Below are 20,629 nucleotides of genomic sequence, written 5' to 3'. Positions count from 1 at the left end.
TCAGGGCGCCCCACGGTGCCTACGCCTGCGGCAGGCGCTCCAGCTGGGTCTGGATGCGGGCGATGTCCTCGTCCGCCTTGGCGAGGCGGGCGCGGATCTTCTCGACCACGTTGTCCGGGGCCTTCGCCAGGAACGCCTCGTTGCCGAGCTTGGCGTTGGCCTGGGCCTTCTCCTTCTCGGCGGCCGCCAGGTCCTTGGCCAGGCGCTTGCGCTCCGCGACCAGGTCGATCGTGCCGGACAGGTCCAGCGCGACCGTGGCGCCCGCGACCGGCAGGGTCGCCGTCGCCGAGAAGGCGTCGCCCTCCGGCTGGAGGCGGAGGAGCTGGCGGATGGCGGTCTCGTGGGGCGCCAGCGCCGTGCCGTCGAGCGTCAGCCGGGCCGGGACCCGCTGGCCGGGCTGGAGTCCCTGGTCGGCGCGGAAGCGGCGGACCTCGGTGATCACGGACTGGAGGCTCCGGATCTCCTGCTCGGCGGCCGCGTCCCGGAAGCCACTGTCCTCGGGCCACTCGGCGATGACGACGGACTCGCCACCGGTGAGCGTGGTCCACAGCGTCTCGGTGACGAACGGGACCACCGGGTGCAGCAGCTTGAGGGTGACGTCGAGGACCTCGCCGAGGACGCGGCCGGAGACCTTCGCGGGCTCACCGCCGGCCATGAACGTCGTCTTGGACAGCTCGACGTACCAGTCGAAGACCTCGTCCCAGGCGAAGTGGAACAGCGCGTCGGAGAGCTTCGCGAACTGGAAGTCCTCGTAGAGCGCGTCCACTTCGGCGACGACCGAGTTGAGACGGGAGAGGATCCAGCGGTCGGTCGCCGACATCCGCGAGGCGTCCGGCAGCGGGCCGTCGACCGTGGCGCCGTTCATCAGCGCGAAGCGCGTCGCGTTCCAGATCTTGTTGGCGAAGTTGCGCGATCCCTGGACCCAGTCCTCGCCGATCGGGACGTCGACGCCGGGGTTGGCGCCACGGGCCAGGGTGAACCGCAGCGCGTCGGAGCCGTACTTGTCCATCCAGTCCAGCGGGTTGACCGCGTTCCCGAAGGACTTCGACATCTTCTTGCCGAACTGGTCGCGGACCATGCCGTGCAGGGCGATGGTGTGGAACGGCGGGGTGCCGTCCATCGCGTACAGGCCGAACATCATCATCCGGGCGACCCAGAAGAAGAGGATGTCGTAGCCGGTGACCAGGACGGAGTTCGGGTAGAACTTCGCGAGCGACTCGGTCTGTTCGGGCCAGCCGAGCGTGGAGAACGGCCACAGGCCGGAGGAGAACCAGGTGTCGAGGACGTCGGTGTCCTGACGCCAGCCCTCGCCGGTCGGCGCCTCGTCGTCGGGTCCGACGCAGACGACCTCGCCGTTCGGCCCGTACCAGACCGGGATGCGGTGACCCCACCACAACTGCCGCGAGATGCACCAGTCGTGGAGGTTGTCGACCCAGTCGAAGTACCGCTTCTCCATCTCCTGGGGGTGGATCTTGACGCGGCCGTCGCGGACGGCGTCGCCGGCGGCCTTCGCCAGCGGGCCGACCTTGACCCACCACTGCATGGACAGGCGCGGCTCGATGGTGGTCTTGCAGCGCGAGCAGTGGCCGACGGAGTGGGCGTACGGCCGCTTCTCGGCGACGATCCGGCCCTCGGCGCGCAGGGCGGCGACGATGGCGGAACGGGCCTCGAGCCGGTCCAGACCCTGGAAGGGGCCGTGGGCCGTGATGACGGCGTGCTCGTCCATGATGGTCAGGGACGGCAGGTCGTGGCGCTGGCCGATCTCGAAGTCGTTCGGGTCGTGGGCCGGGGTCACCTTGACCGCGCCCGTGCCGAACGCCGGGTCGACGTGCGTGTCGGCGACGACCGGGATGGACCGGTCGGTCAGCGGCAGGCGGATCTGCTTGCCGACCAGGTGCCGGTAGCGCTCGTCGTCGGGGTGGACGGCGACGGCCGTGTCGCCGAGCATCGTCTCGGCGCGGGTCGTGGCGACGACGATGGTCTCGTCCCCCTCGCCGTACTTCATGGAGACGAGCTCGCCGTCGTCGTCCTGGTACTCGACCTCGATGTCGGAGATCGCGGTGAGACAGCGCGGACACCAGTTGATGATGCGCTCGGCGCGGTAGATGAGCTCGTCGTCGTAGAGCCGCTTGAAGATGGTCTGGACGGCCTGCGAGAGGCCCTCGTCCATGGTGAAGCGCTCGCGCGACCACGCGACGCCGTCTCCCAGGCGGCGCATCTGGCCGCTGATCTGGCCACCGGACTCGCCCTTCCACTGCCAGACGCGCTCGACGAACGCCTCCCGGCCGAGGTCGTGCCGGGACTTGCCCTCCTTGCCCAGCTCCCGCTCGACGACGTTCTGCGTGGCGATGCCGGCGTGGTCCATGCCGGGCTGCCACAGCGTCTCGAAGCCCTGCATGCGCTTGCGGCGGGTGAGGGCGTCGATGAGCGTGTGCTCGAAGGCGTGCCCGAGGTGCAGGCTGCCCGTGACGTTCGGCGGGGGGATGACGACGGTGTACGGAGGCTTCTCGCTCTTCGCGTCGGCCTCGAAGTAGCCCCGCTCTACCCAGCGCTCGTACAGCGGCCCCTCTACATCGGCCGGCGCGTACTGGGTCGGCAGTTCGGTGTGGGGCGCTGATGGCTGCTGCTGAGCGTTCTCGGTCACGGGGCCAGTTTAGGGGTGTCACGGCGCCGTCCCGAAACGTGTTTGCTCTGTAACGGTAGGGGCCCCGCTGCCGTGCAGGTGTTGGCTTTGAGCCAGGATGTGAAAATCACATAAGCATCTGGAGGGGAACCCAGAAATGAGTCACAACCAGCCGGGCCCGTACGGCGGGCCGCCCCAGCAGCCCGGACCGTACGGCCAGCAAGGCCCGTACGGCCAGCCGCCGCAGGCGCCCCAGCCCGGCTACGGCTACCCCCAGCAGCCCCCCGCCCCGCAGCCCGGCTACGGCTACCCGCAGCAGCCCCCGCAGGGCGTCCCCCCGCAGACCCCGCCCTACGGCCAGCAGCCGCCGCCCTATGGCCAGCCCCAGCCCCCCTACGGCCAGCAGCCGCAGTACGGCTTCCCGCAGCCCCCGGCCCCGAGCGGCGGCGGCAAGAAGGCGGGCATCATCATCGGCGCCATCGCGGTCGTCGCCGCGATCGGCGTGGGCGCGTACTTCGTGATCGGCGGAGGCGGCGGCGGCCTCGAGGACGACGGCGCCCACACGCTGAACACCCCGGCGACCGTGATCAGCGAGTACAAGCAGGTCGGCAAGGGCGCCGAGAGCAGCGACTCGGACACCACCAAGTATCTGACGGCCAGCGGCGTCAAGGGCGGCAAGGCCGTCGTCGGGCAGTGGTCGACGGCGGACTTCGGCGACTACGACCCGGAGAACCCCGACTCCTCCGACCTGCCCAGCGAGGCGGAACTGCTCACCGCCAAGGGCATCACCCTGGTGGGCGGCTACGGCGAGATCGCGGACCCCGAGGCGGCCCTGGACAAGTACTTCGTCGCCATCCAGAAGGAACTCGAGGACAGCAACTCCTCCAGTTCGTCGAGCACTACCGAGGGCAAGACCGAGCTGATCGGCCAGCCCGAGGAGGCCGACATCGACGGCGCGCTCATGAAGTGCCAGTCGGCGAAGAGCACCAACTCGCTGACCAAGAAGGAGTCGACCGACTGGTTCTGCGTCTGGTCCGACTACAGCACGATCGCCATGGTGTCCCCGGGCGACAACACGAAGAGCATCACCAAGGACGCGGCGATCGACATCACCACGAAGCTGCGTGACGAGGTCCGCGTCAAGGCCTGACGCCTTGGACCGCCCGACCCGACGTCGAAGGGCCCCGGTCGCTCGACCGGGGCCCTTCGTCGTACGGATGCGGATCGGTACAGGTGCGGATCAGGCGGTCTTCTGCTCGCCCGGGCCGCGGCCGCCGCGGGCGTCGCGCGGGATCAGGGTCGGGTTGACGTTGGAGAGGACCACGTCCGCCGTGATGACCACGCGGGCCACGTCCTTGCGGGAGGGGACCTCGTACATGACCGCCTGGAGGACTTCCTCCATGATCGCGCGCAGGCCGCGGGCGCCGGTCTGGCGGAGGATGGCCTGGTCGGCGATGGCCTCCAGGGCCTCCCGCTCGAAGTCCAGCTCCACACCGTCGAGTTCGAAGAGCCGCTGGTACTGCTTCACCAGCGCGTTGCGCGGCTCGATCAGGATCTGGAGGAGCGCCTCGCGGTCCAGGTTGTGGACCGAGGTGATGACCGGGAGACGGCCGATGAACTCCGGGATCATGCCGAACTTGACCAGGTCCTCCGGCATGACGGCCTCGAACTGGTCCTTGGACTCCAGCTCGCGCTTGGAGCGGATCGTCGCGCCGAACCCGATGCCCTTGGCGCCGGCCCGGGTCTCGATGATCTTCTCCAGGCCCGAGAAGGCGCCGCCCACGATGAACAGCACGTTCGTCGTGTCGATCTGGATGAACTCCTGGTGCGGGTGCTTGCGGCCGCCCTGCGGCGGGACCGAGGCGGTGGTGCCCTCCAGGATCTTCAGCAGGGCCTGCTGCACGCCCTCGCCCGACACGTCACGGGTGATGGAGGGGTTCTCGCTCTTGCGCGCGACCTTGTCGATCTCATCGATGTAGATGATGCCGGTCTCGGCCTTCTTGACGTCGTAGTCCGCGGCCTGGATCAGCTTCAGCAGGATGTTCTCGACGTCCTCGCCGACGTAGCCCGCCTCGGTCAGCGCCGTGGCGTCGGCGATCGCGAACGGGACGTTCAGCATGCGCGCCAGGGTCTGTGCCAGGAGCGTCTTGCCCGAGCCGGTGGGGCCGAGCAGGAGGATGTTGGACTTCGCCAACTCGATGGCGTCCTCGCGGCTTTGGCCGCCGCCGTTCTCACCGGCCTGGACGCGCTTGTAGTGGTTGTACACCGCTACCGACAGGGCCTTCTTGGCGGGCTCCTGGCCCACCACGTAGCCCTCGAGGAACTCGTAGATCTCGCGCGGCTTCGGGAGTTCCTCCCAGCGGACCTCGCTCGTTTCCGCGAGCTCTTCCTCGATGATCTCGTTGCAGAGATCGATGCACTCGTCGCAGATGTACACACCGGGCCCTGCGATGAGCTTCTTGACCTGCTTCTGGCTCTTGCCGCAGAACGAGCACTTGAGCAGATCGCCGCCGTCACCGATGCGTGCCACGGTGTGCTTCCCCTTCGCCTGGGAGACGACTGGACGCTTACGAATCCAGCGGCTCCTGGTGCTGCCTTATTCCGACGGTACCTTGCCTGGCCCCCCGTTCGGGCCCCCCTTGGCACGGTTCACTGTGACGTGGACCGTGTCACACCGCCCCGAGGGGGGCCCGAACGGGACGACCCCGTGCGTCAAACGAGCGAGTTGTTGTTCAGCTTGCGGGTGGAGATGATCTGGTCGATCAGGCCGTACGCCAGCGCGTCCTCGGCCGTGAGGATCTTGTCGCGCTCGATGTCCTCGCGGATCTTCTCGATCGGCGTGGTCGAGTGCTTGGCCAGCATGTCCTCCAGCTGCGCGCGCATCCGGAGGATCTCGTTGGCGGCGATCTCCAGGTCGGAGACCTGGCCGCGGCCCGTCTCGCTGTACGGCTGGTGGATCAGCACGCGCGCGTTCGGCAGCGCCATGCGCTTGCCCGGCGTACCGGCGGCCAGCAGGATCGCGGCGGCGGACGCCGCCTGACCCATGCAGACCGTCTGGATGTCGGGCTTCACGAACTGCATCGTGTCGTAGATCGCGGTCAGCGCCGTGAAGGAGCCGCCCGGGCTGTTGATGTAGACCGAGATGTCGCGGTCCGGGTCCATCGACTCCAGGCACAGCAGCTGCGCCATGACGTCGTTGGCGGAGGCGTCGTCGATCTGCACGCCGAGGAAGATCACGCGCTCCTCGAAGAGCTTCGCGTACGGGTCGTACTCGCGGACGCCCTGCGAGGTGCGCTCGACGAAGCGCGGGATGACGTAGCGGGATTCGGCGCGAGGGCCGGTGTATTCGGCCTCGGTGCGGGCGTAGATGCCGCTGCCGGGGAAGTCGTTCACGGTGTCTCCTGGAAAGAGGACTGGGGCGGTGGGCTGGAGGGGCTGGATGGGGCGCTGACGGCTTCCGGGATCCTCGGCGACCCGGGAGGCCTCGCGGGCCCCTGAGTGGCTCCGAGGGCCACCCAGGGGCCTCCTCGGGGCTCCTGGAACCGCGGGGGCCTCCGTGAGGCCTCCCGGAAGTCCGGGAGGCCCGAGGGACCTCCGAGGTGCTCCCGCTCCGGGGGCCTCTGGGCACTCCCGGGAGCTTTCGGAACTCCGGGGGCCCTTGAGGGCTTTCGGAACTCCGCAGGGGTCCGGGGGCTCCCGGAGACTCCGGAAGGGGCGCGGGCACTCAGGGGGCTCCGGGGAGCGCCCTGCGTGGCCCTGCTGCCGTCAGTGGTCCTCAGGCCGCCCCGGTACCGCCGCCGCCCGGCATGCCGGCCGCCGTCGGGATGACGTCGTCGATGAGGCCGTACTCCTTGGCCTCGAACGCGTCGAACCAGCGGTCGCGGTCCGAGTCGCGGGTGACCTGCTCGACCGTCTGGCCGGTGTGCTGGGAGGTCAGCTCGGCCATGCGCTTCTTGGTGTGCAGCAGCCGCTCGGCGTGGATCTTGATGTCGGAGGCCGAGCCCGCCAGGCCCGCGGAGGGCTGGTGGATCAGGATCTCGGCGTTCGGCAGCGCGAAGCGCTTGCCGGGCGTGCCCGCGCTGAGCAGGAACTGCCCCATGGAGGCCGCGAGACCCATGGCGATGGTCACCACGTCGTTCTTGATGAACTGCATCGTGTCGTAGATCGCCATGCCGGCCGTGATCGAGCCGCCGGGGCTGTTGATGTACAGGTAGATGTCCTTGTCCGGATCGGCGGCAAGGAGCAGCAGCTGTGCGGTGATCTTGTTGGCGATGTCGTCGTCGACCGCCTGGCCGAGGAAGATGATCCGCTCGCCGAGCAGCCGGTTGTAGACCTGGTCGCCGAGGCCACCACCGATGGGGTCGCCGGCGGCTGTGGGCATCAGATTCGTCACGTATCCACCTGCTCGTCTTACGACGGCGCCGGGCCGTCTCACGTGTACTGCCGGGGGCAACGGAGAGTCCCCTGCCCTCGTACTCATGGACCCTAACGCGCGGGTCCCTTCGGGGAATCCCGGAGAGGAGAGTGTTCGCCGGGGGCGTAGACGTGGGACCCGCGTCCGTGGGCGGCCACGGGCCGTCCGCGGACGGTCGCGCCCCGCAGCGGGGCCACGCCTTCGCCGCCGCGAAGGCCGCACCGGCGCCACCCGGGCCGCCGCGCGGAACGGCACCCCGACACCCCGGCTTGCAGGCCGCCCTGCGAACGGTCGGGCCCCTGCACGCACGGCCGACCCCGGTCGGTCCCATGACAGAGGGGCCCCGGAGCGCATACCGCTCCGGGGCCCCTCGTGTCTGCGTCAGAGGTGACGCGAGGCCGCTCAGGCCTCGGTGTTCTCCTCGGAGGTCGTCGCCTCGGCGGCGTCCTCCTCGGCCTCTTCCTCGTCGTCCAGGTCGATGACCTCGCCGTTGGTGTCCTTCACCGTGGCGGACTCGACGACCGTGGCCAGAGCCTTGCCGCGGGCGACCTCGCCGACCAGGAGCGGAACCTGGCCGCCCTCGACGACCGCCTGGGCGAACTGGTCGGGGGACATGCCGGAGGAGGCGGCACGGCGCATGAGGTGCTCGGTGAGCTCCTCCTGGTTGACGTTCAGCTTCTCGCGCTTGACGAGCTCGTCGAGCACGAACTGGGTCTTGATGCCCTTGACCGCGGCCTCACGGGTCTCGGTCTCGAACTCCTCGGCGGTCTTGCCCTGGATCTCCAGGTACTTGTCGAGGTCCAGGCCCATCTGCCCGAGCTGGTGGTGCTCCAGGTTGTGCTTGCGGGTGTTGACCTCGTCCTCGAGCAGCTTCTCGGGGACGGGCACCTCGACGAGCTCCAGCAGCTTCTCCAGGACGCGCTCCTGGGCCTGCGTGGCCTGGTCGTACTGCTTCGTGTTCTCGAGGCGCTTGCGGCTGTCGGCCTTGAGCTCGTCGAGGGTGTCGAACTCGGAGGCGAGCTGCGCGAACTCGTCGTCCAGCTCGGGGAGCTCGCGGGCGGCGACCTGGGTGACCTTGACGGTGACCTCGGCCTCCTTGCCGGCCGCCGAGCCGCCCTTGAGCTCGGAGGTGAAGGTGGCCTCGCCACCGGCCTCCAGGCCCTTCACGGCCTCGTCGATGCCTTCCAGCAGCTCGCCGGAGCCGATGGTGTAGGAGACGCCGCTGGCGACGCCGTCCTCGAGGATCTCGCCGTCGACCTTGGCCTCCAGGTCGACGGTCACGACGTCGCCGTCCTCGGCGGCACGCTCGACCGGGGAGGTCGAGGCGAAGCGCTCACGGAGCTGCTCGACCGCCTTGTCGATGTCCTCCTCGGACACCTCGACGGCGTCGACCTCGACCTCGATGGAGGAGAAGTCCTCGGGGAGCTCGAGGGCGGGACGGATGTCCACCTCGGCGGTGAAGTTCAGCGTCTCGCCGTCCTTCAGCTCCGTGATGTCGACCTCGGGCTGGCCGAGGACGTCGATCTCGGCCTCGTTGACCGCCTCCGTGTAGAACTTCGGCAGCGCGTCGTTGACGGCCTCCTCCAGCACGGCGCCACGGCCGAAGCGCTGGTCGATCACCCGGGCGGGGATCTTGCCCTTGCGGAAGCCCTTCACCGTGACCTGCTGGTTGATCTTCTTGTACGCCGCGTCGAGGCTGTCCTTGAGCTCCTCGAAGGGCACCTCGATGCTGAGCCGAACCCGAGTCGGGTTCAGGGTCTCCACGGCGCTCTTCACGGTTCGGTCTCCTTGGGGGCTGACTTCTTGGTTTCTGCAGGAGCCAGACCGGCTCCCGCGGATTCGCCGCCCGGAGGACCTACCAGAGGATGAGGCACACGGGCGTGCAGCTTGCATAGTAACGGCAGCGACGACACGCCCCAAAGGCGATCAAGCGAGGTGACCGCGCAGATGGCCGCTGACGGCCGGTGATGGCCGTTCGGTGGTCACCGATGGCCGGGTCGGTGGCCGGTGATGGCCGTACCGGCCGATTCGGTGGCCGCGCACGGCCGGTCGTTGGTCGGGGTGGCGGGATTTGAACCCACGGCCTTCCGCTCCCAAAGCGGACGCGCTACCAAGCTGCGCCACACCCCGTCTGGTGCGACACGTAGGGTACATGCCCGCAGGCCGCCTGACCGCCGCTTTTGCCCAGCCTCGGAGCGCGCCGCCGCGGGTCCGGGAAACGGGGTGTGCGCGGCAGGGTGCCGACCCGCTACGATGCCTGCAGTGCCGCGGTCGCTGACCTGCGGCGCGTCATGTGCGGGCGTAGCTCAATGGTAGAGCACTAGTCTTCCAAACTAGCTACGCGGGTTCGATTCCCGTCGCCCGCTCTGTACGACTGGGGCCGGGTCGGAGATCACTTCTGCGACCCGGCCCCCGTCGTGTTCGGGCGCCCGCCCACACGCGGGGGCGGGCCTCAGAAGCTGATCGAGTTGATGGTGTCCGCGAGGGAGTCGAGGAAGCGGTTGATCGACGGGGCCATGCCGGTCGAGGCGAGGAAGAAGCCGAACAGGATCGCGACTATCGCCGGCCCCGCCTTGATCGACCCTCCCCGGATGAGCACCACCAGGATGATCGCCAACAGCAGCACCACTGACAGTGAAATGGCCACAACTGATCACACACCCTCGGTCGGTCCGCACTCCCGAGACCATCGTGCCACCAACGGGGCCTCCCTATGCGGCCCGTGACACATCATCGCGCGGACGCGTCCGGCCGAGGGTGCGCCGCACAGCAATTCGAGGACGTACCCGCACAGGGAATTGGGGCAGTTCGTTGCCGTGTCCACACAACGCCTGCGCAGGTAATTCGAATTATGGCCGCAGCCCGATCAACACAGGTGCACAACCGGCGTTATGCACCTTTTAGTCGGGATGAATCGTGACATCAAGGCCGGATGCGCACTGGCCATCACCGGGCCACCACGCCCCGGGGCCAATGCGGCAGGCAATCCTCAGGGCAATAACAAGGAATGACCTGGGGCGTTTTACGAATACGCGCGCGCGACGCTAGGGTGCCTCAAATGTTCCACGCCGCCTCGTCTCTCGTTCCGAGCACCCGCTCGCGCCAGAACCAGAACGACCAGCACGACCAGCACGACGAGCACGACCAGCCCAGGGACAGATCCGTCGGACGGCCGTCCCCGCGGCCCGCCGCGAAGCGCGACGCGTTCTTCGACAACGCGAAGTACCTCGCGATCGTGCTGGTGGCCATGGGACACACCTGGGAGCCGCTGAAGGGCGACAGCCGGGTGCTCACGGCGGCGTACGTGCTGGTGTACACCTTCCACATGCCGGCCTTCATCGTCATCTCCGGCTTCTTCTCCCGCAGTTTCGACGGCAGCCCCGGCAAGCTCAAGCGGCTGGTGACGGGCATCGTCGTGCCGTACGTCGTCTTCGAGACCGCCTATCCGCTCCTGAAGACGTACGTCGACGGCTCCCCCCAGGACATCAGTCTGCTCGACCCCTACTACCTGACCTGGTTCCTGTGCGCACTGTTCATCTGGCGGCTGACCACACCCATCTGGAAGCTGGTCCGGTATCCGCTGCCGCTCGCGCTGGGCATCGCCATGCTGGCGTCCGCCACCCCGAACATCGGTGGTGACCTGGACCTCCCGCGCGTCCTTCAGTTCCTGCCGTTCTTCGTGCTGGGACTGATCCTGAAGCCGGAGCACTTCGCGCTGGTGCGCCGGCGCTCGTTCCGGATCGCGGCGGTGCCGGTGTTCGCCTTCGCGCTGGCCTTCGCCTGGTGGGCGGTGCCGCGGATGAACAGCGGATGGCTCTACCACCGCAACTCCGCACAGGAGCTGGGCGTCCCGTGGTGGGTCGGTCCCGTCATGCAGCTCGCCCTGTTCGGCTGCTCCCTGCTGCTGACCGCCTGCTTCCTCTCCTGGGTGCCGGGGCGCACGATGTGGTTCACGGCGCTCGGCGCGGGCACGCTCTACGGCTACCTGACGCACGGCCTGCTGCTCAAGACCGCCGACTACCGCGGCTGGTTCGATCACCCCGCGCTGCACCGCCCGCTCGGGGAGATCGCGGCCACGGTCGCCGCGGCCGCAGCCGTCACCCTGTTGTGCACCGCGCCCGTGCGGCGGGTGCTGCGGTGCGTGGTGGAACCGAAGATGGACTGGGCCTTCAAGCGGGACGCCGCCGAGCTCGCCCGCGAGCGTGAAAAGGCCGAGCAGGCCGAGAAGGCCGAGCAGCGGCAGACGCCCGGCGTGCGGGGACAGCAGGAGCGGCCGGCGGACGTCGCGGGCTAGACGCCCTCGTCCCGCCGGGCCGTGAGGCCGAGGAGCGCGCGCATCCGTGCGTACTTCTCGGTCAGCCGCGCCCGGGTCGGTGCGTCCAGGACCGCGAGCCGCGCCGGGTCCGCGTTGTGCGCCAGGTCCGCCTCCTTCACCAGCAACGCGCCCGGCGTGGCCAGAACGCGCCCCGCGTACGCCTCCGGCGTCTCCCCCGCCCGTTTGGTGACCGCCAGGACCACGGCCTTCGTACGGTCGCTCAGCGCCGCCTCGTCCAGCCAGGTCTCGGACAGGGCGTCGTCCTCGACGGCGTCGTGCAGCCAGGCGGCCGCGATCTGATCGGCGTCGCCGCCCCGCGCGCGTACGCCCTCGGCGACCGCCTGGAGGTGCTCGGCGTAGGGGCGGCCCGCCTTGTCGGTCTGTCCCTGATGGGCGGCGCGGGCGAGGCTCTCGACCTCGGACAGGGTGAGCATCGTGGGTGGCCCCCTCGGGGGTGTCGGGAGCCCCGGCGGAGCTCAGGAGGGTTCGGGAGAGCCCAGGGCGGTACGGGAGAGCTCAGGACAGGGGGGACGACTGGGACGTCGGGCCCTCGCGGCAGACCAGCAGCAGGGCGCGGTCGTCGTTGACGTCCTTCGCCACCGCCTCGATCAGGTGCCAGGCGGCGCCCTGGAAGCCGCCGGCCACGTACCGGTCGGCCTCGCCGGTGAGACGGTCGATGCCCTCGACGATGTCCCGGTCGGAGGTCTCCACCAGGCCGTCGGTGAAGAGCATCAGCACATCGCCGGGGCGCAGCGAACCCTTCACGGGGTCGAACTGGGCGCCGTCGTACACCCCGAGGAGCGGGCCCTCGGCGGCCTTCTCCTCCCAGCGGCCACTGCCCGCGCTGAGCTGGAGGCCCGGCGGATGGCCGGCCGAGTAGAGCTCGTAGTCGCCGGAGTCGAGGTCGAGGACCAGGTGGATGGAGGTCGCGAAGCCCTCGTCCCAGTCCTGGCGGAGCAGATAGCCGTTGGCGGCCGGGAGGAAGGCGTGCGGCGGCAGCGAGCCGAGCAGGCCGCCGAAGGCGCCCGACAGCAGCAGCGCTCGTGAACCGGCGTCCATGCCCTTGCCGGAGACGTCGGTGAGGACGACCTCCATGGTGCGGCCGCCGTTCGTCCGCGCGGCGACGACGAAGTCACCGGAGAACGACTGGCCCCCGGCCGGCCGCAGCGCCATCTCGCGGTGCCAGCCGTGCGGCAGGCTCGGCAGCTTGCTCTGCACCCGGATACGTTCGCGGAGGTCGAAGAGCATGGTGCCGCCGCGCCGCCAGGGCACGCCGACCCGGCTGCGGAACTGGGCGATGAGCAATCCGAAGAAACCGCATGCTGCGACGACCAGGACCACGCCGGGGGTGACTCTGGACGGGCCCTCCGTGTACGGGCCCAGTTGCACCGACTCCACGATGAGGGCCGTGGCCGCCGCGGCGTACAGGCCGAGCAGGCTCGACGGGCGCAGCAGCAGTCCGCCGGCGACGATCGGCAGGACCAGTGCGGCCGGTGAGCACCACACCGAGTTGGCGAGCGTGGTGACGGCGATCAGCGGAACCGTGAGCAGCAGGAACGCCAGCGCGATCCAGTCCGAACCGTCGCCGCGGAAGTAGTCGACGGCGCTTCTGCGCAGGCCGGTGCGGACCCGGTGCATCAAGTGCTTCAACCGGGCCGTCAACGTCTCGGCTTCCGCGCGCCGCTGCCGTCCTACTGCCATTAGTTCGGGACCCTATCCATCGAACCCGCCGCTTGGCACGGGAGGTCCCACTTGTCCCCCCTCCGAGGCTCAACTTCACAGTGAACTTCACGGAAAGCGCTCGCGCCCCGAGGAGGGAGAAATTGGCTGGCTCGTCCCGCATGGGACTGCTAGGCATGAGTCCATGACGAGTGAGGCGACGGGCCGTGCGACCTCTTCCGCGGCCGAGCGCCGGGAAAAGCGGAAGGTGCGGGAGATGCGGGAGTCGCGGGAACCACGAGTGCTGCGCCGGGACGAATGGGACGAGTGGTACGACACCCTGCTCCGCGCCTTCGGCGGGATCGGGGACTCGACCGAGGAACGGGAGCTTTTCAGGGCGCTCACCTCGTACGAGCGCTCCCTGGGCGTGTGGGACGGCGACCGGTGCGTGGCCACGGCGGGGGCGTACGACTTCCGGCTGACGGTACCGGGCGGGGCCTCGGTGCCCGCGGCGGGCGTGACGATGGTCGGCGTGAGCGCGACCCATCGGCGGCGCGGGGTGCTGACCTCGATGATGCGGCGGCAACTGGACGATGTACGGGCGTGGGGCGAGCCGCTCGCCATCCTCACCGCCTCCGAACCGGACATCTACGGACGGTTCGGGTACGCCGCCGCGACCTTCGGACTGCACGCCGAGATCGACACCAGTCGGGTACGGCTGTCCGTCCCGGCCGGCACGGACGACGTACGGCTGCGGTACGTCGACCCCGGCGCGGAACTCGAGGTGTGCGAGGCGGTGTACGCGCGGACCGTGCCCGCCCGGGCCGGGATGCTCGCGCGCCGGCCCGGCTGGGAGCGGCTGGGGCTGCTCGATCCGGAGAGCGAGCGGGGCGGGGCGTCGCCGCTCCAGTGCGTGCTCGCCGAGCGGGACGGGAAGGTCACCGGGTACGTCCGCTTCCGGGTGCGGTCCGAGTGGCGGGACAGCGGGCACAACGGGCAGGTGCGACTCCAGGACCTGGTGGGGGTCGATCCGGTGTCGGAGGCGGCGCTGTGGCGGTTCCTGTTCGGGATCGACCTCACGACCTCGCTGAAGGTGCGGGGGCGGCCGATGGACGAGGCGTGGCAGCATCTCGTCTCCGACATCCGGCGGTGCGAGCTGCGGGTGCGGGACTCGTTGTACGTGCGGCCGGTGGACGTGGGCGCGGCGCTCGAGGCACGGACGTATCAGGCGCCGGTGGACGTGGTGTTGGACGTCGAGGACGCCTTCTGCCCCTGGAACTCCGGGCGTTGGCGGCTGTCGGGGGATGCCAAGGGCGCGGTGTGCGGGCGCACCTCCGACGCCGCCGATCTCGCTCTGTCCGTACGGGAGTTGGGGGCGGCGTATCTCGGGGGTGTCAGCCTGGCCTCGCTGGCGGGGGCCGGGCGGGTGCGGGAGCTGCGGCAGGGCGCGCTGGCGGAGGCCTCCGTCGGGTTCGGGGCGACCGCCGCCCCCTGGCTGCCGCACGGGTTCTGACGGTCTGCTTCCGACGGGGCCGCGCGGTCGGTTCCGCCGGCAGGTCGGGTGCCGGCGGTCAGTTCTTCTGGCAGGTCGGGCACCAGAAGAGGTTGCGGGCGGCGAGGTCGGCGGTGCGGACGGCGTCGCCGCAGAGGTGGCAGGGCTGGTGGGTACGGCGGTAGACGTACACCTCCCCGCCGTGGTCGTCGACGCGCGGCGGGCGGCCCATCGCTTCCGGGGTGTGCTGCGGGCGGACCGTGTCGATGCGGTTGTTGCGGACGCCCTCGCGCATCAGGGCGACCAGGTCGGCCCAGATCGCGTCCCACTCGGCGGGGGTGATGTCCCTGCCCGCGCGGTACGGGTCGATGCGGTGCCGGAAGAGGACCTCGGCCCGGTAGACGTTGCCGACGCCGGCGATGATCTTCTGGTCCATGAGGAGGGCGGCGATCGTCGTACGGCTGCGGGAGACGCGGGTGTACGCGGCCCGGGGGTCGGCGTCGGCGCGGAGGGGGTCGGCGCCGAGGCGGGCGTGTATCGCCTGCTTCTCGTCGCCCGTGATCAGGGCGCAGGTGGTGGGGCCGCGGAGGTCCACATAGGAGGTGACGTCGGCGAGGCGGAGACGGACGGTGTCCGTGGGCGGTGGCGCGGGGGCCGGGCCGAAGGTGACCTTGCCGAAGAGGCCCAGGTGGATGTGGATCCACCGGTCGCCGGTGAAGCCGAGGAAGAGGTGTTTGCCGTGGGCCTCGGTGCGGGTGAGGGGGGTGCCGGTGAGGAGGGCGGCGGCGTCGGTGAACTTGCCCTGGGGGCTGGTTACTTGGAGGGGGTGGTGGGTGAAGCGGGCGTAGTCCTGCGCCAGTCGGTGAATCGTGTGCCCTTCCGGCACCGGGGTCTCCTTCTCTTTCCCACCCGCCCACCCGACTCGGTCAGTTGACAGGTCACCCACGCCGGGGCTCCGCCCCGACCCCTCACTCTCCCACCCACCCACCCGACTCGGTCAGGTGAGAGGTGGAGGTCCGGGGCTCCGCGGGGGCTCTGCCCCCCGCACCCCCAGCGGGGCTCCGCCCCTGCACCCCGGAGCAGGGCTTCACCCCTGGGCCCGGACAGGGCTTTACCCCTGCACTCCGGACAGGGCTTCACCCCTGGGCCCGGGGCAGGGCTTCACCCCTGGGCCCGGGGCAGGGCTTCACCCCTGGGCCCGGGGCAGGGCTTTACCCCTGGGCCCGGGGCAGGGCTTCATCCCTGGGCCCGGAGCGGGGCTTCGCCCCAGCACCCCGGCGGCTCTTTGCCTTTCCGCCCCGGTGAGGCTTCGTCTCTCCACCCCGGCGGGGTCTTGCCCCTCCGTCCCGGCGGAGCCTCTCGAGGCTTCGTCTCTCCACCCCGGCGGGGCCTTGCCCTCCGTCCCGGCGGAGCCTCTCGAGGCTTCGTCGCCGCGCGAGGCTTCGTCCGCGGCTACTGCTGCGGGTGGTGGGGCGGGATTGCCGGGAGGTCGCCCGTGGTCTCGTACGACGACAGCATGTCGATGCGGCGGATGTGGCGTTCGTCCTCGGAGAACGGGGTGGCGAGGAAGGTCTCGACGAACTTCGTCGCCTCGTCCTGGGTGTGCATGCGGGAGCCGACCGCGACGACGTTGGCGTTGTTGTGCTGGCGGCCGAGGGACGCGGTCTCCTCGCTCCAGGCCAGGGCGGCACGAACGCCCTTCACCTTGTTCGCCGCGATCTGCTCGCCGTTGCCGGAGCCGCCGATCACGATGCCGAGGGACTCGGGGTCCGCGGCCGTCCGCTCCGCGGCGCGGAGGCAGAACGGCGGGTAGTCGTCCTGGGCGTCGTAGATGTGGGGCCCGCAGTCGACCGGGTCGTGACCCGCCGCCTTCAGCCATTCGACGAGGTGGTTCTTGAGTTCGAAGCCGGCATGGTCCGAGCCGAGATACACGCGCATGGGATGAGTGTGACACGAGTGTTGCGGGGTAGCAGCGCCGGGTGCCGCGTCCGAAATCCCTGAGCAATCCCATAGAAGCTCAGGAAAACCTCAAGTAACGATCTGGAATCAAAGGTTCCCGAATTCATTCGCCTCGGATTCACTGGACCGGCTTGTACGCCCCCCACGCACGACGCACCTGATTCCCCTCACGCGGCGCAAAGGAAAACCATCCTCATGACTTCGCAGCCGACCCTCACCAAGGCCGACCACGGCCCCGGAGGTTCCGGAGAACCCGGAAGCGGATCCGGGTCCGGACTTCAGGCAGGGCTCAAGAACCGGCATCTGTCGATGATCGCCATCGGCGGGGTCATCGGAGCCGGATTGTTCGTCGGTTCCAGTTCCGGTATCGCCACCGCCGGGCCGGGCATTCTGCTGTCCTACGCTCTCGTCGGCACGCTCGTGGTGCTGGTGATGCGGATGCTCGGCGAGATGTCCGCGGCCAATCCGACCTCCGGTTCGTTCTCCGCCCACGCCGACCGGGCGCTCGGCCGCTGGGCCGGTTTCTCCATCGGCTGGCTCTACTGGTTCTTCTGGGTCGTCGTGCTCGCGGTGGAGGCCACCGCCGGGGCCAAGATCCTCGAAGGGTGGATGCCCGGCGTACCGCAATGGGGATGGGCGCTCATCGTGATGGTGGTGCTGACCGCCACCAACCTCGTCTCCGTCGGGTCCTACGGCGAGTTCGAGTTCTGGTTCGCCGGGATCAAGGTCGTCGCGATCGGCGCCTTCATCATCGTCGGCGGGCTCGCCGTTTTCGGCGTGCTGCCCGGTGTCGACAGCGACAAGGCGGGACTCGGCAACCTCACCGACCACGGCGGCTTCCTGCCCAACGGACCCGGCGCCATCCTCACCGGTGTGCTGCTCGTCGTCTTCTCCTTCATGGGCAGTGAGATCGCCACCCTCGCGGCCGGCGAGTCCGAGAACCCGCAGCGTGCCGTGACGAAGTCCACGAACAGCATCATCTGGCGCATCGGCGTCTTCTACCTCGGTTCGATCTTCGTCGTCGTCACGCTGCTGCCCTGGGACGACGCGGCCATCAAGGAGCAGGGCTCCTACGTGGCCGCCCTCGACTCCCTCGGGATCGCGCACGCCGGTCAGATCATGAACTTCATCGTGCTGACGTCGGTGCTGTCCTGTCTCAACTCCGGCCTCTACACGGCCTCCCGCATGGCCTTCTCGCTCGGCGAGCGGGGTGACGCGCCGAAGATCTTCGCCCGGACGACGAGCCGTGGTGTTCCTCTCGCCGCGATCGTCGCCTCGGTGACGTTCGGGTTCGTCGCCGTCTTCTTCAACTACAAGTTCCCGGACTCCGTCTTCCTCTTCCTCGTGAACTCCAGCGGCGCCGTGGCCCTGTTCGTCTGGCTCGTGATCTGCTTCTCGCAGCTGCGGATGCGGAAGATCATCCAGGCCGAGTCGCCGGAGAAGCTGGTCGTGAAGATGTGGCTGTACCCGTATCTGACCTGGGCGACGGCCGCGCTGATCGTCTTCGTGCTCGGTTACATGCTGACCGACACCGAGGGGGAGAGCAGCGGGCGGACGACCGTGCTGCTGTCTCTGCTCGTCGCCGCCCTCGTCGTCGCCGTCGCCTTCCTGAAGGAGGGCCGGGTCAAGGCCAAGGCCAAGGCCGGGGCCGGGGCCGGGGCCGGGGCCGGGGCTCCTGCCCCCGCCTCTGTCTCTGCCTCTGGCTCTGACTCGGTCACCGGCACCGGCACCGGCACCGGCGGCCGCGAAGTCGAGTAGCTTCCCCCGGAGGCCGATGAACGGGGTCCGCTTCGGCGGGCCCCTTCTCGTCGTCATCGCCATCGTCACGTCACATCACGGTGAAGCTGTCCTTGACCTTCTCGTACGTCTTCTGGGCCGCCACCTCGGCCGCGGGCTGGTACCAGGTGTTGATCTGGTACGACTTCCCGCTCTCGTCGAAGCCCAGGAGCCGGGCGTGCCAGCGGGTGCCCTGGAGCGTGAACGTGTACTCCCAGACGACCGCAGGCAGGCCTCGGAACGTCGTCTCCTCAAGGCGGATCTTGCTGTAGTCCCGGCCCTGGTGGGCGTTCCGTTCGGAGGTCCGCCAGGTGTCCATCAGGTCGCCCCGGGCCAGGGAGGACTTGGCGACGAGTTCCTGGCTGCCGTCGGGTGACGTGTAGTGCACCTCCGCTCCCGTCTTCACGTCCCGCCGCCAGCCCTTGGGCGTCGCCCACGCGAAGCCTCCGGCCTCCTGGTGCGTGCCCGGGGGCAGGCTCGGGGGCCTGAACGTCCCCTCGACCGTGGGCGACGCCGAGGGAGTCGCACCGGAGCCGGAACCGGAACCGGTGCCGGTGCTCGAACCGGCGACGGGGGACGGATCGGGCGAGGAGCCGTCTGCCTGGTTGCCGCCGTCGTGCGAGCCGGGGGCCGATGCCAGCACGATCGCGAGGACCGTGGCCACGACGACGACACCGACGGCGGCGACCGCGCCGGACCGGCGCCCCGTCCAGCCCCTCGTCCAGCCCCCCGTACGGCGCCCGGCGGAAGTGGCCGGGACAGCCGGACCGGGCAGCTCACCGCCGGTTGGCGGGCCCGCTCGACGGGTCGGCGACGAGTGCGGGGCCGGGTGCGGGGCCTGGTCCGGGGCCGGGTGCGGGGCCTGGTCCGGGGCCGGGTTGCGTTCCGTCACCGCTCGGGAGCGGGCGAGCGAGATGCCGGAGCGCGAGGGCGGGGTTCGCGGCGGGCTCGGGGACGGAGGTTCGGAGCCCGACTCCGAGCGCATCTCCGAGGCCGCTTCGCTGGAGGCCTCGGCGGAGGCACGGTTGGAGACACCTATGGAGGCATCGGCAGAAGCATCGGCTGCCACAGGGGGTTCGTCGGGCGAGTGGGGCGGACGGGGCGAGTGGGGCGCCTTGATGGGGTTCAGGAGTACGCGAGTCGGCGCTTCCCGCAATGGCAACTCCCCCACGTCCGAGAGCGGTTCCGGCCACCGGCCCCCTGTCGCCCCCTTGGCCTCCTCGTTCCCCTCAGTCCCCGCGATCCCCGCGATCCCCGCGACCCCCTCCCCGCTGTCGGCGTCGCCGGTGTCCACCACCTCCTCTGCTCCCTCCTCCACCACCTCCACTTCCGGCGTCGGCGTCGGCGTCGGTGCGAGCGGCGGGCAGGCTATGCGCTCAAGGGTGGATTCCAGGTCGGTGAGGGTGGGGCGGGCCGTGGGTTCCTTGGCCAGGAGGGCGGTGAGGACGTCGTACAACGGGCCCGCGTTGGACGGGAGTCGGGGCTCCTCGTAGAGGACCGCGTGCAGGGTCGCCAGGGTGGTGTCCCGGGAGAAGGGCGAGTGGCCGGCCAGGGCGGCGCAGAGGGTCGCGCCCAAGGACCACACGTCGGAGGGCGGGCCCTGCGGGTGGCCCGAGATGCGCTCGGGGGCCATGTAGTCCGGGGAGCCGACCAGCATGCCGACCATGGTCAACGCCTTCGTGTCCTGGATCGCGGCGATGCCGAAGTCGGTGAGCACGATCCGTCGGACGTCGGTCTCCCCGTTGCCCACGCCTCCGCTGTCCCCTCCGCTTTCCCCGCTTTCCCCGCTCTCCACCAGCACGTTGCCCGGTTTGATGTCGCGGTGCAGTACTCCCCTCGCGTGCACCTGGCGCAGGGCCGTGACCAGGCCCAGGCCGATCCGGGCGGCTTCACGTGGGCCCAGCGGGCCTTCCTCGGCCATGATCCGTTCGAGGGAGCGGCCGGCCACCAACTCCATGACGATCCACAGACGTTCGCCCTCGTCGACGACGTCGTAGACGCGCACCACGTTGGGATGGTCGATGCGGGCGGTGGCCCTGGCCTCGCGCAGGGTGCGTTCGCGGCGGGTGCGGGTGTCCTCCGAGTCGAGGCCGTCGATGCGCATCTCCTTCACCGCGACCTGCCGGTCGAGCACCTCGTCGGTGGCTCGCCACACGCGCCCCATTCCGCCCTGGCCGATACTCTCGACCAGCCGGTAGCGCCCCGTCACCAGTAACCCGGAGAAACCACCGCTCCCGAAATTCTCTGCATTCCCCGGTTTCTCTGCGTTTCCCGCATTTCCCGGCAATCCGCTGCACCCCCTCCATTGCCCGGCTCCGGAACACAATAGTCACACTTAAGGCCCTATCAGCATAGTGTGGAGAAATCTTGTGGTACCTCTTCCAGTACTGC

At 69.7% G+C, this 20,629-nt stretch carries 15 protein-coding genes and 2 tRNA genes; 5 read left to right on the top strand and 12 right to left on the bottom strand.

The genetic code is table 11. The features are described from left to right. Window positions 1-19: 19 nt before the first annotated feature. Window positions 20-2,644 carry a valine--tRNA ligase gene (locus OHU34_RS27525; RefSeq protein WP_142264311.1) on the bottom strand — a complete coding sequence of 875 codons (2,625 nt, stop codon included), beginning with the start codon at window positions 2,642-2,644 and terminating at the stop codon, window positions 20-22. A 136-nt stretch (window positions 2,645-2,780) separates the two neighbouring features. Here OHU34_RS27525 and OHU34_RS27520 point away from each other — a divergent pair, with 136 nt between their 5' ends. Next, on the top strand, window positions 2,781-3,773 hold the full coding sequence (locus tag OHU34_RS27520) for a hypothetical protein (protein WP_230195734.1): 993 nt from the start codon (window positions 2,781-2,783) through the stop codon (window positions 3,771-3,773). Between the two features lie 90 nt (window positions 3,774-3,863). On the opposite strand, the gene clpX is transcribed toward OHU34_RS27520, so the two are convergent. From clpX to OHU34_RS27495, 5 genes are all read right to left on the bottom strand, one after another. Then, window positions 3,864-5,153 (bottom strand): ATP-dependent Clp protease ATP-binding subunit ClpX, encoded by a 1,290-nt coding sequence (gene clpX / locus OHU34_RS27515; protein ID WP_020127826.1) that lies wholly within the window; start codon window positions 5,151-5,153, stop codon window positions 3,864-3,866. 182 nt (window positions 5,154-5,335) lie between these two features. Then, complete coding sequence (locus OHU34_RS27510; RefSeq protein WP_020127827.1) at window positions 5,336-6,016, bottom strand: ATP-dependent Clp protease proteolytic subunit; 681 nt, start codon at window positions 6,014-6,016, stop codon at window positions 5,336-5,338. Between the two features lie 382 nt (window positions 6,017-6,398). Further along, window positions 6,399-7,004 (bottom strand): ATP-dependent Clp protease proteolytic subunit, encoded by a 606-nt coding sequence (locus OHU34_RS27505; RefSeq protein ID WP_028806515.1) that lies wholly within the window; start codon window positions 7,002-7,004, stop codon window positions 6,399-6,401. Window positions 7,005-7,439: 435 nt separating this feature from the next. Continuing rightward, on the bottom strand, window positions 7,440-8,813 hold the full coding sequence (gene tig / locus OHU34_RS27500; RefSeq protein WP_142264313.1) for a trigger factor: 1,374 nt from the start codon (window positions 8,811-8,813) through the stop codon (window positions 7,440-7,442). A 277-nt stretch (window positions 8,814-9,090) separates the two neighbouring features. Continuing rightward, window positions 9,091-9,167, bottom strand: a tRNA-Pro gene (locus OHU34_RS27495). Window positions 9,168-9,332: 165 nt separating this feature from the next. Between OHU34_RS27495 and OHU34_RS27490 the strand changes: the two genes are divergently transcribed. Then, window positions 9,333-9,403: transfer RNA gene (locus OHU34_RS27490), tRNA-Gly, on the top strand. A gap of 86 nt (window positions 9,404-9,489) precedes the next feature. Here OHU34_RS27490 and OHU34_RS27485 read toward each other — a convergent pair. After that, a complete protein-coding gene (locus OHU34_RS27485; protein ID WP_030779494.1) occupies window positions 9,490-9,684 on the bottom strand; it encodes a hypothetical protein in 195 nt (64 codons plus the stop codon). A gap of 411 nt (window positions 9,685-10,095) precedes the next feature. Here OHU34_RS27485 and OHU34_RS27480 point away from each other — a divergent pair, with 411 nt between their 5' ends. Then, a complete protein-coding gene (locus OHU34_RS27480) occupies window positions 10,096-11,331 on the top strand; it encodes an acyltransferase family protein (protein WP_142264314.1) in 1,236 nt (411 codons plus the stop codon). On the opposite strand, the gene OHU34_RS27475 is transcribed toward OHU34_RS27480, so the two are convergent. After that, entirely contained in the window at window positions 11,328-11,786 is a 459-nt protein-coding gene (locus OHU34_RS27475) for an HD domain-containing protein (RefSeq protein WP_142264315.1), read from the bottom strand. The genes OHU34_RS27480 and OHU34_RS27475 overlap by 4 nt on opposite strands. Before the next feature lie 82 nt (window positions 11,787-11,868). Further along, on the bottom strand, window positions 11,869-13,053 hold the full coding sequence (locus OHU34_RS27470) for a PP2C family protein-serine/threonine phosphatase (RefSeq protein ID WP_405768794.1): 1,185 nt from the start codon (window positions 13,051-13,053) through the stop codon (window positions 11,869-11,871). Window positions 13,054-13,288: 235 nt separating this feature from the next. On the opposite strand from OHU34_RS27470, the gene OHU34_RS27465 reads away from it, so the two are divergent. Next, window positions 13,289-14,524 (top strand): GNAT family N-acetyltransferase, encoded by a 1,236-nt coding sequence (locus tag OHU34_RS27465; RefSeq protein ID WP_142267833.1) that lies wholly within the window; start codon window positions 13,289-13,291, stop codon window positions 14,522-14,524. 58 nt (window positions 14,525-14,582) lie between these two features. Here the strand turns inward: OHU34_RS27465 and OHU34_RS27460 are convergent, their stop codons facing one another. After that, window positions 14,583-15,389, bottom strand: coding sequence for an Fpg/Nei family DNA glycosylase (locus OHU34_RS27460; protein ID WP_405768791.1), 807 nt, complete (start codon window positions 15,387-15,389; stop codon window positions 14,583-14,585). 566 nt (window positions 15,390-15,955) lie between these two features. Then, window positions 15,956-16,441: a ribose-5-phosphate isomerase gene (locus OHU34_RS27455; protein WP_142264317.1), complete on the bottom strand. Its 486-nt coding sequence runs from the start codon at window positions 16,439-16,441 to the stop codon at window positions 15,956-15,958. Window positions 16,442-16,657: 216 nt separating this feature from the next. Between OHU34_RS27455 and OHU34_RS27450 the strand changes: the two genes are divergently transcribed. Beyond that, window positions 16,658-18,220 carry an amino acid permease gene (locus OHU34_RS27450; protein ID WP_405768789.1) on the top strand — a complete coding sequence of 521 codons (1,563 nt, stop codon included), beginning with the start codon at window positions 16,658-16,660 and terminating at the stop codon, window positions 18,218-18,220. Between the two features lie 70 nt (window positions 18,221-18,290). Here OHU34_RS27450 and OHU34_RS27445 read toward each other — a convergent pair whose 3' ends face one another. After that, window positions 18,291-20,447 (bottom strand): protein kinase domain-containing protein, encoded by a 2,157-nt coding sequence (locus OHU34_RS27445; RefSeq protein WP_405768786.1) that lies wholly within the window; start codon window positions 20,445-20,447, stop codon window positions 18,291-18,293. Window positions 20,448-20,629: the final 182 nt, after the last annotated feature.

The organism is Streptomyces sp. NBC_00080, assembly GCF_045041255.1.
Taxonomy (GTDB): Bacteria; Actinomycetota; Actinomycetes; order Streptomycetales; family Streptomycetaceae; genus Streptomyces; species Streptomyces coriariae.
Note: the sequence above shows the minus strand (reverse complement) of the source record. Positions and strands in the feature narration are given on the sequence as shown.

Coding starts and splice junctions, on each gene's coding strand:
- OHU34_RS27480 (WP_142264314.1), top strand. CDS start 10,096: ATGTTCCACGCCGCCTCGTCTCTCGTTCCGAGCACCCGCTCGCGCCAG.
- OHU34_RS27475 (WP_142264315.1), bottom strand. CDS start 11,786: ATGCTCACCCTGTCCGAGGTCGAGAGCCTCGCCCGCGCCGCCCATCAG.
- OHU34_RS27520 (WP_230195734.1), top strand. CDS start 2,781: ATGAGTCACAACCAGCCGGGCCCGTACGGCGGGCCGCCCCAGCAGCCC.
- OHU34_RS27505 (WP_028806515.1), bottom strand. CDS start 7,004: ATGCCCACAGCCGCCGGCGACCCCATCGGTGGTGGCCTCGGCGACCAG.
- OHU34_RS27465 (WP_142267833.1), top strand. CDS start 13,289: ATGCGGGAGTCGCGGGAACCACGAGTGCTGCGCCGGGACGAATGGGAC.
- OHU34_RS27470 (WP_405768794.1), bottom strand. CDS start 13,053: ATGGCAGTAGGACGGCAGCGGCGCGCGGAAGCCGAGACGTTGACGGCC.
- OHU34_RS27450 (WP_405768789.1), top strand. CDS start 16,658: ATGACTTCGCAGCCGACCCTCACCAAGGCCGACCACGGCCCCGGAGGT.
- OHU34_RS27455 (WP_142264317.1), bottom strand. CDS start 16,441: ATGCGCGTGTATCTCGGCTCGGACCATGCCGGCTTCGAACTCAAGAAC.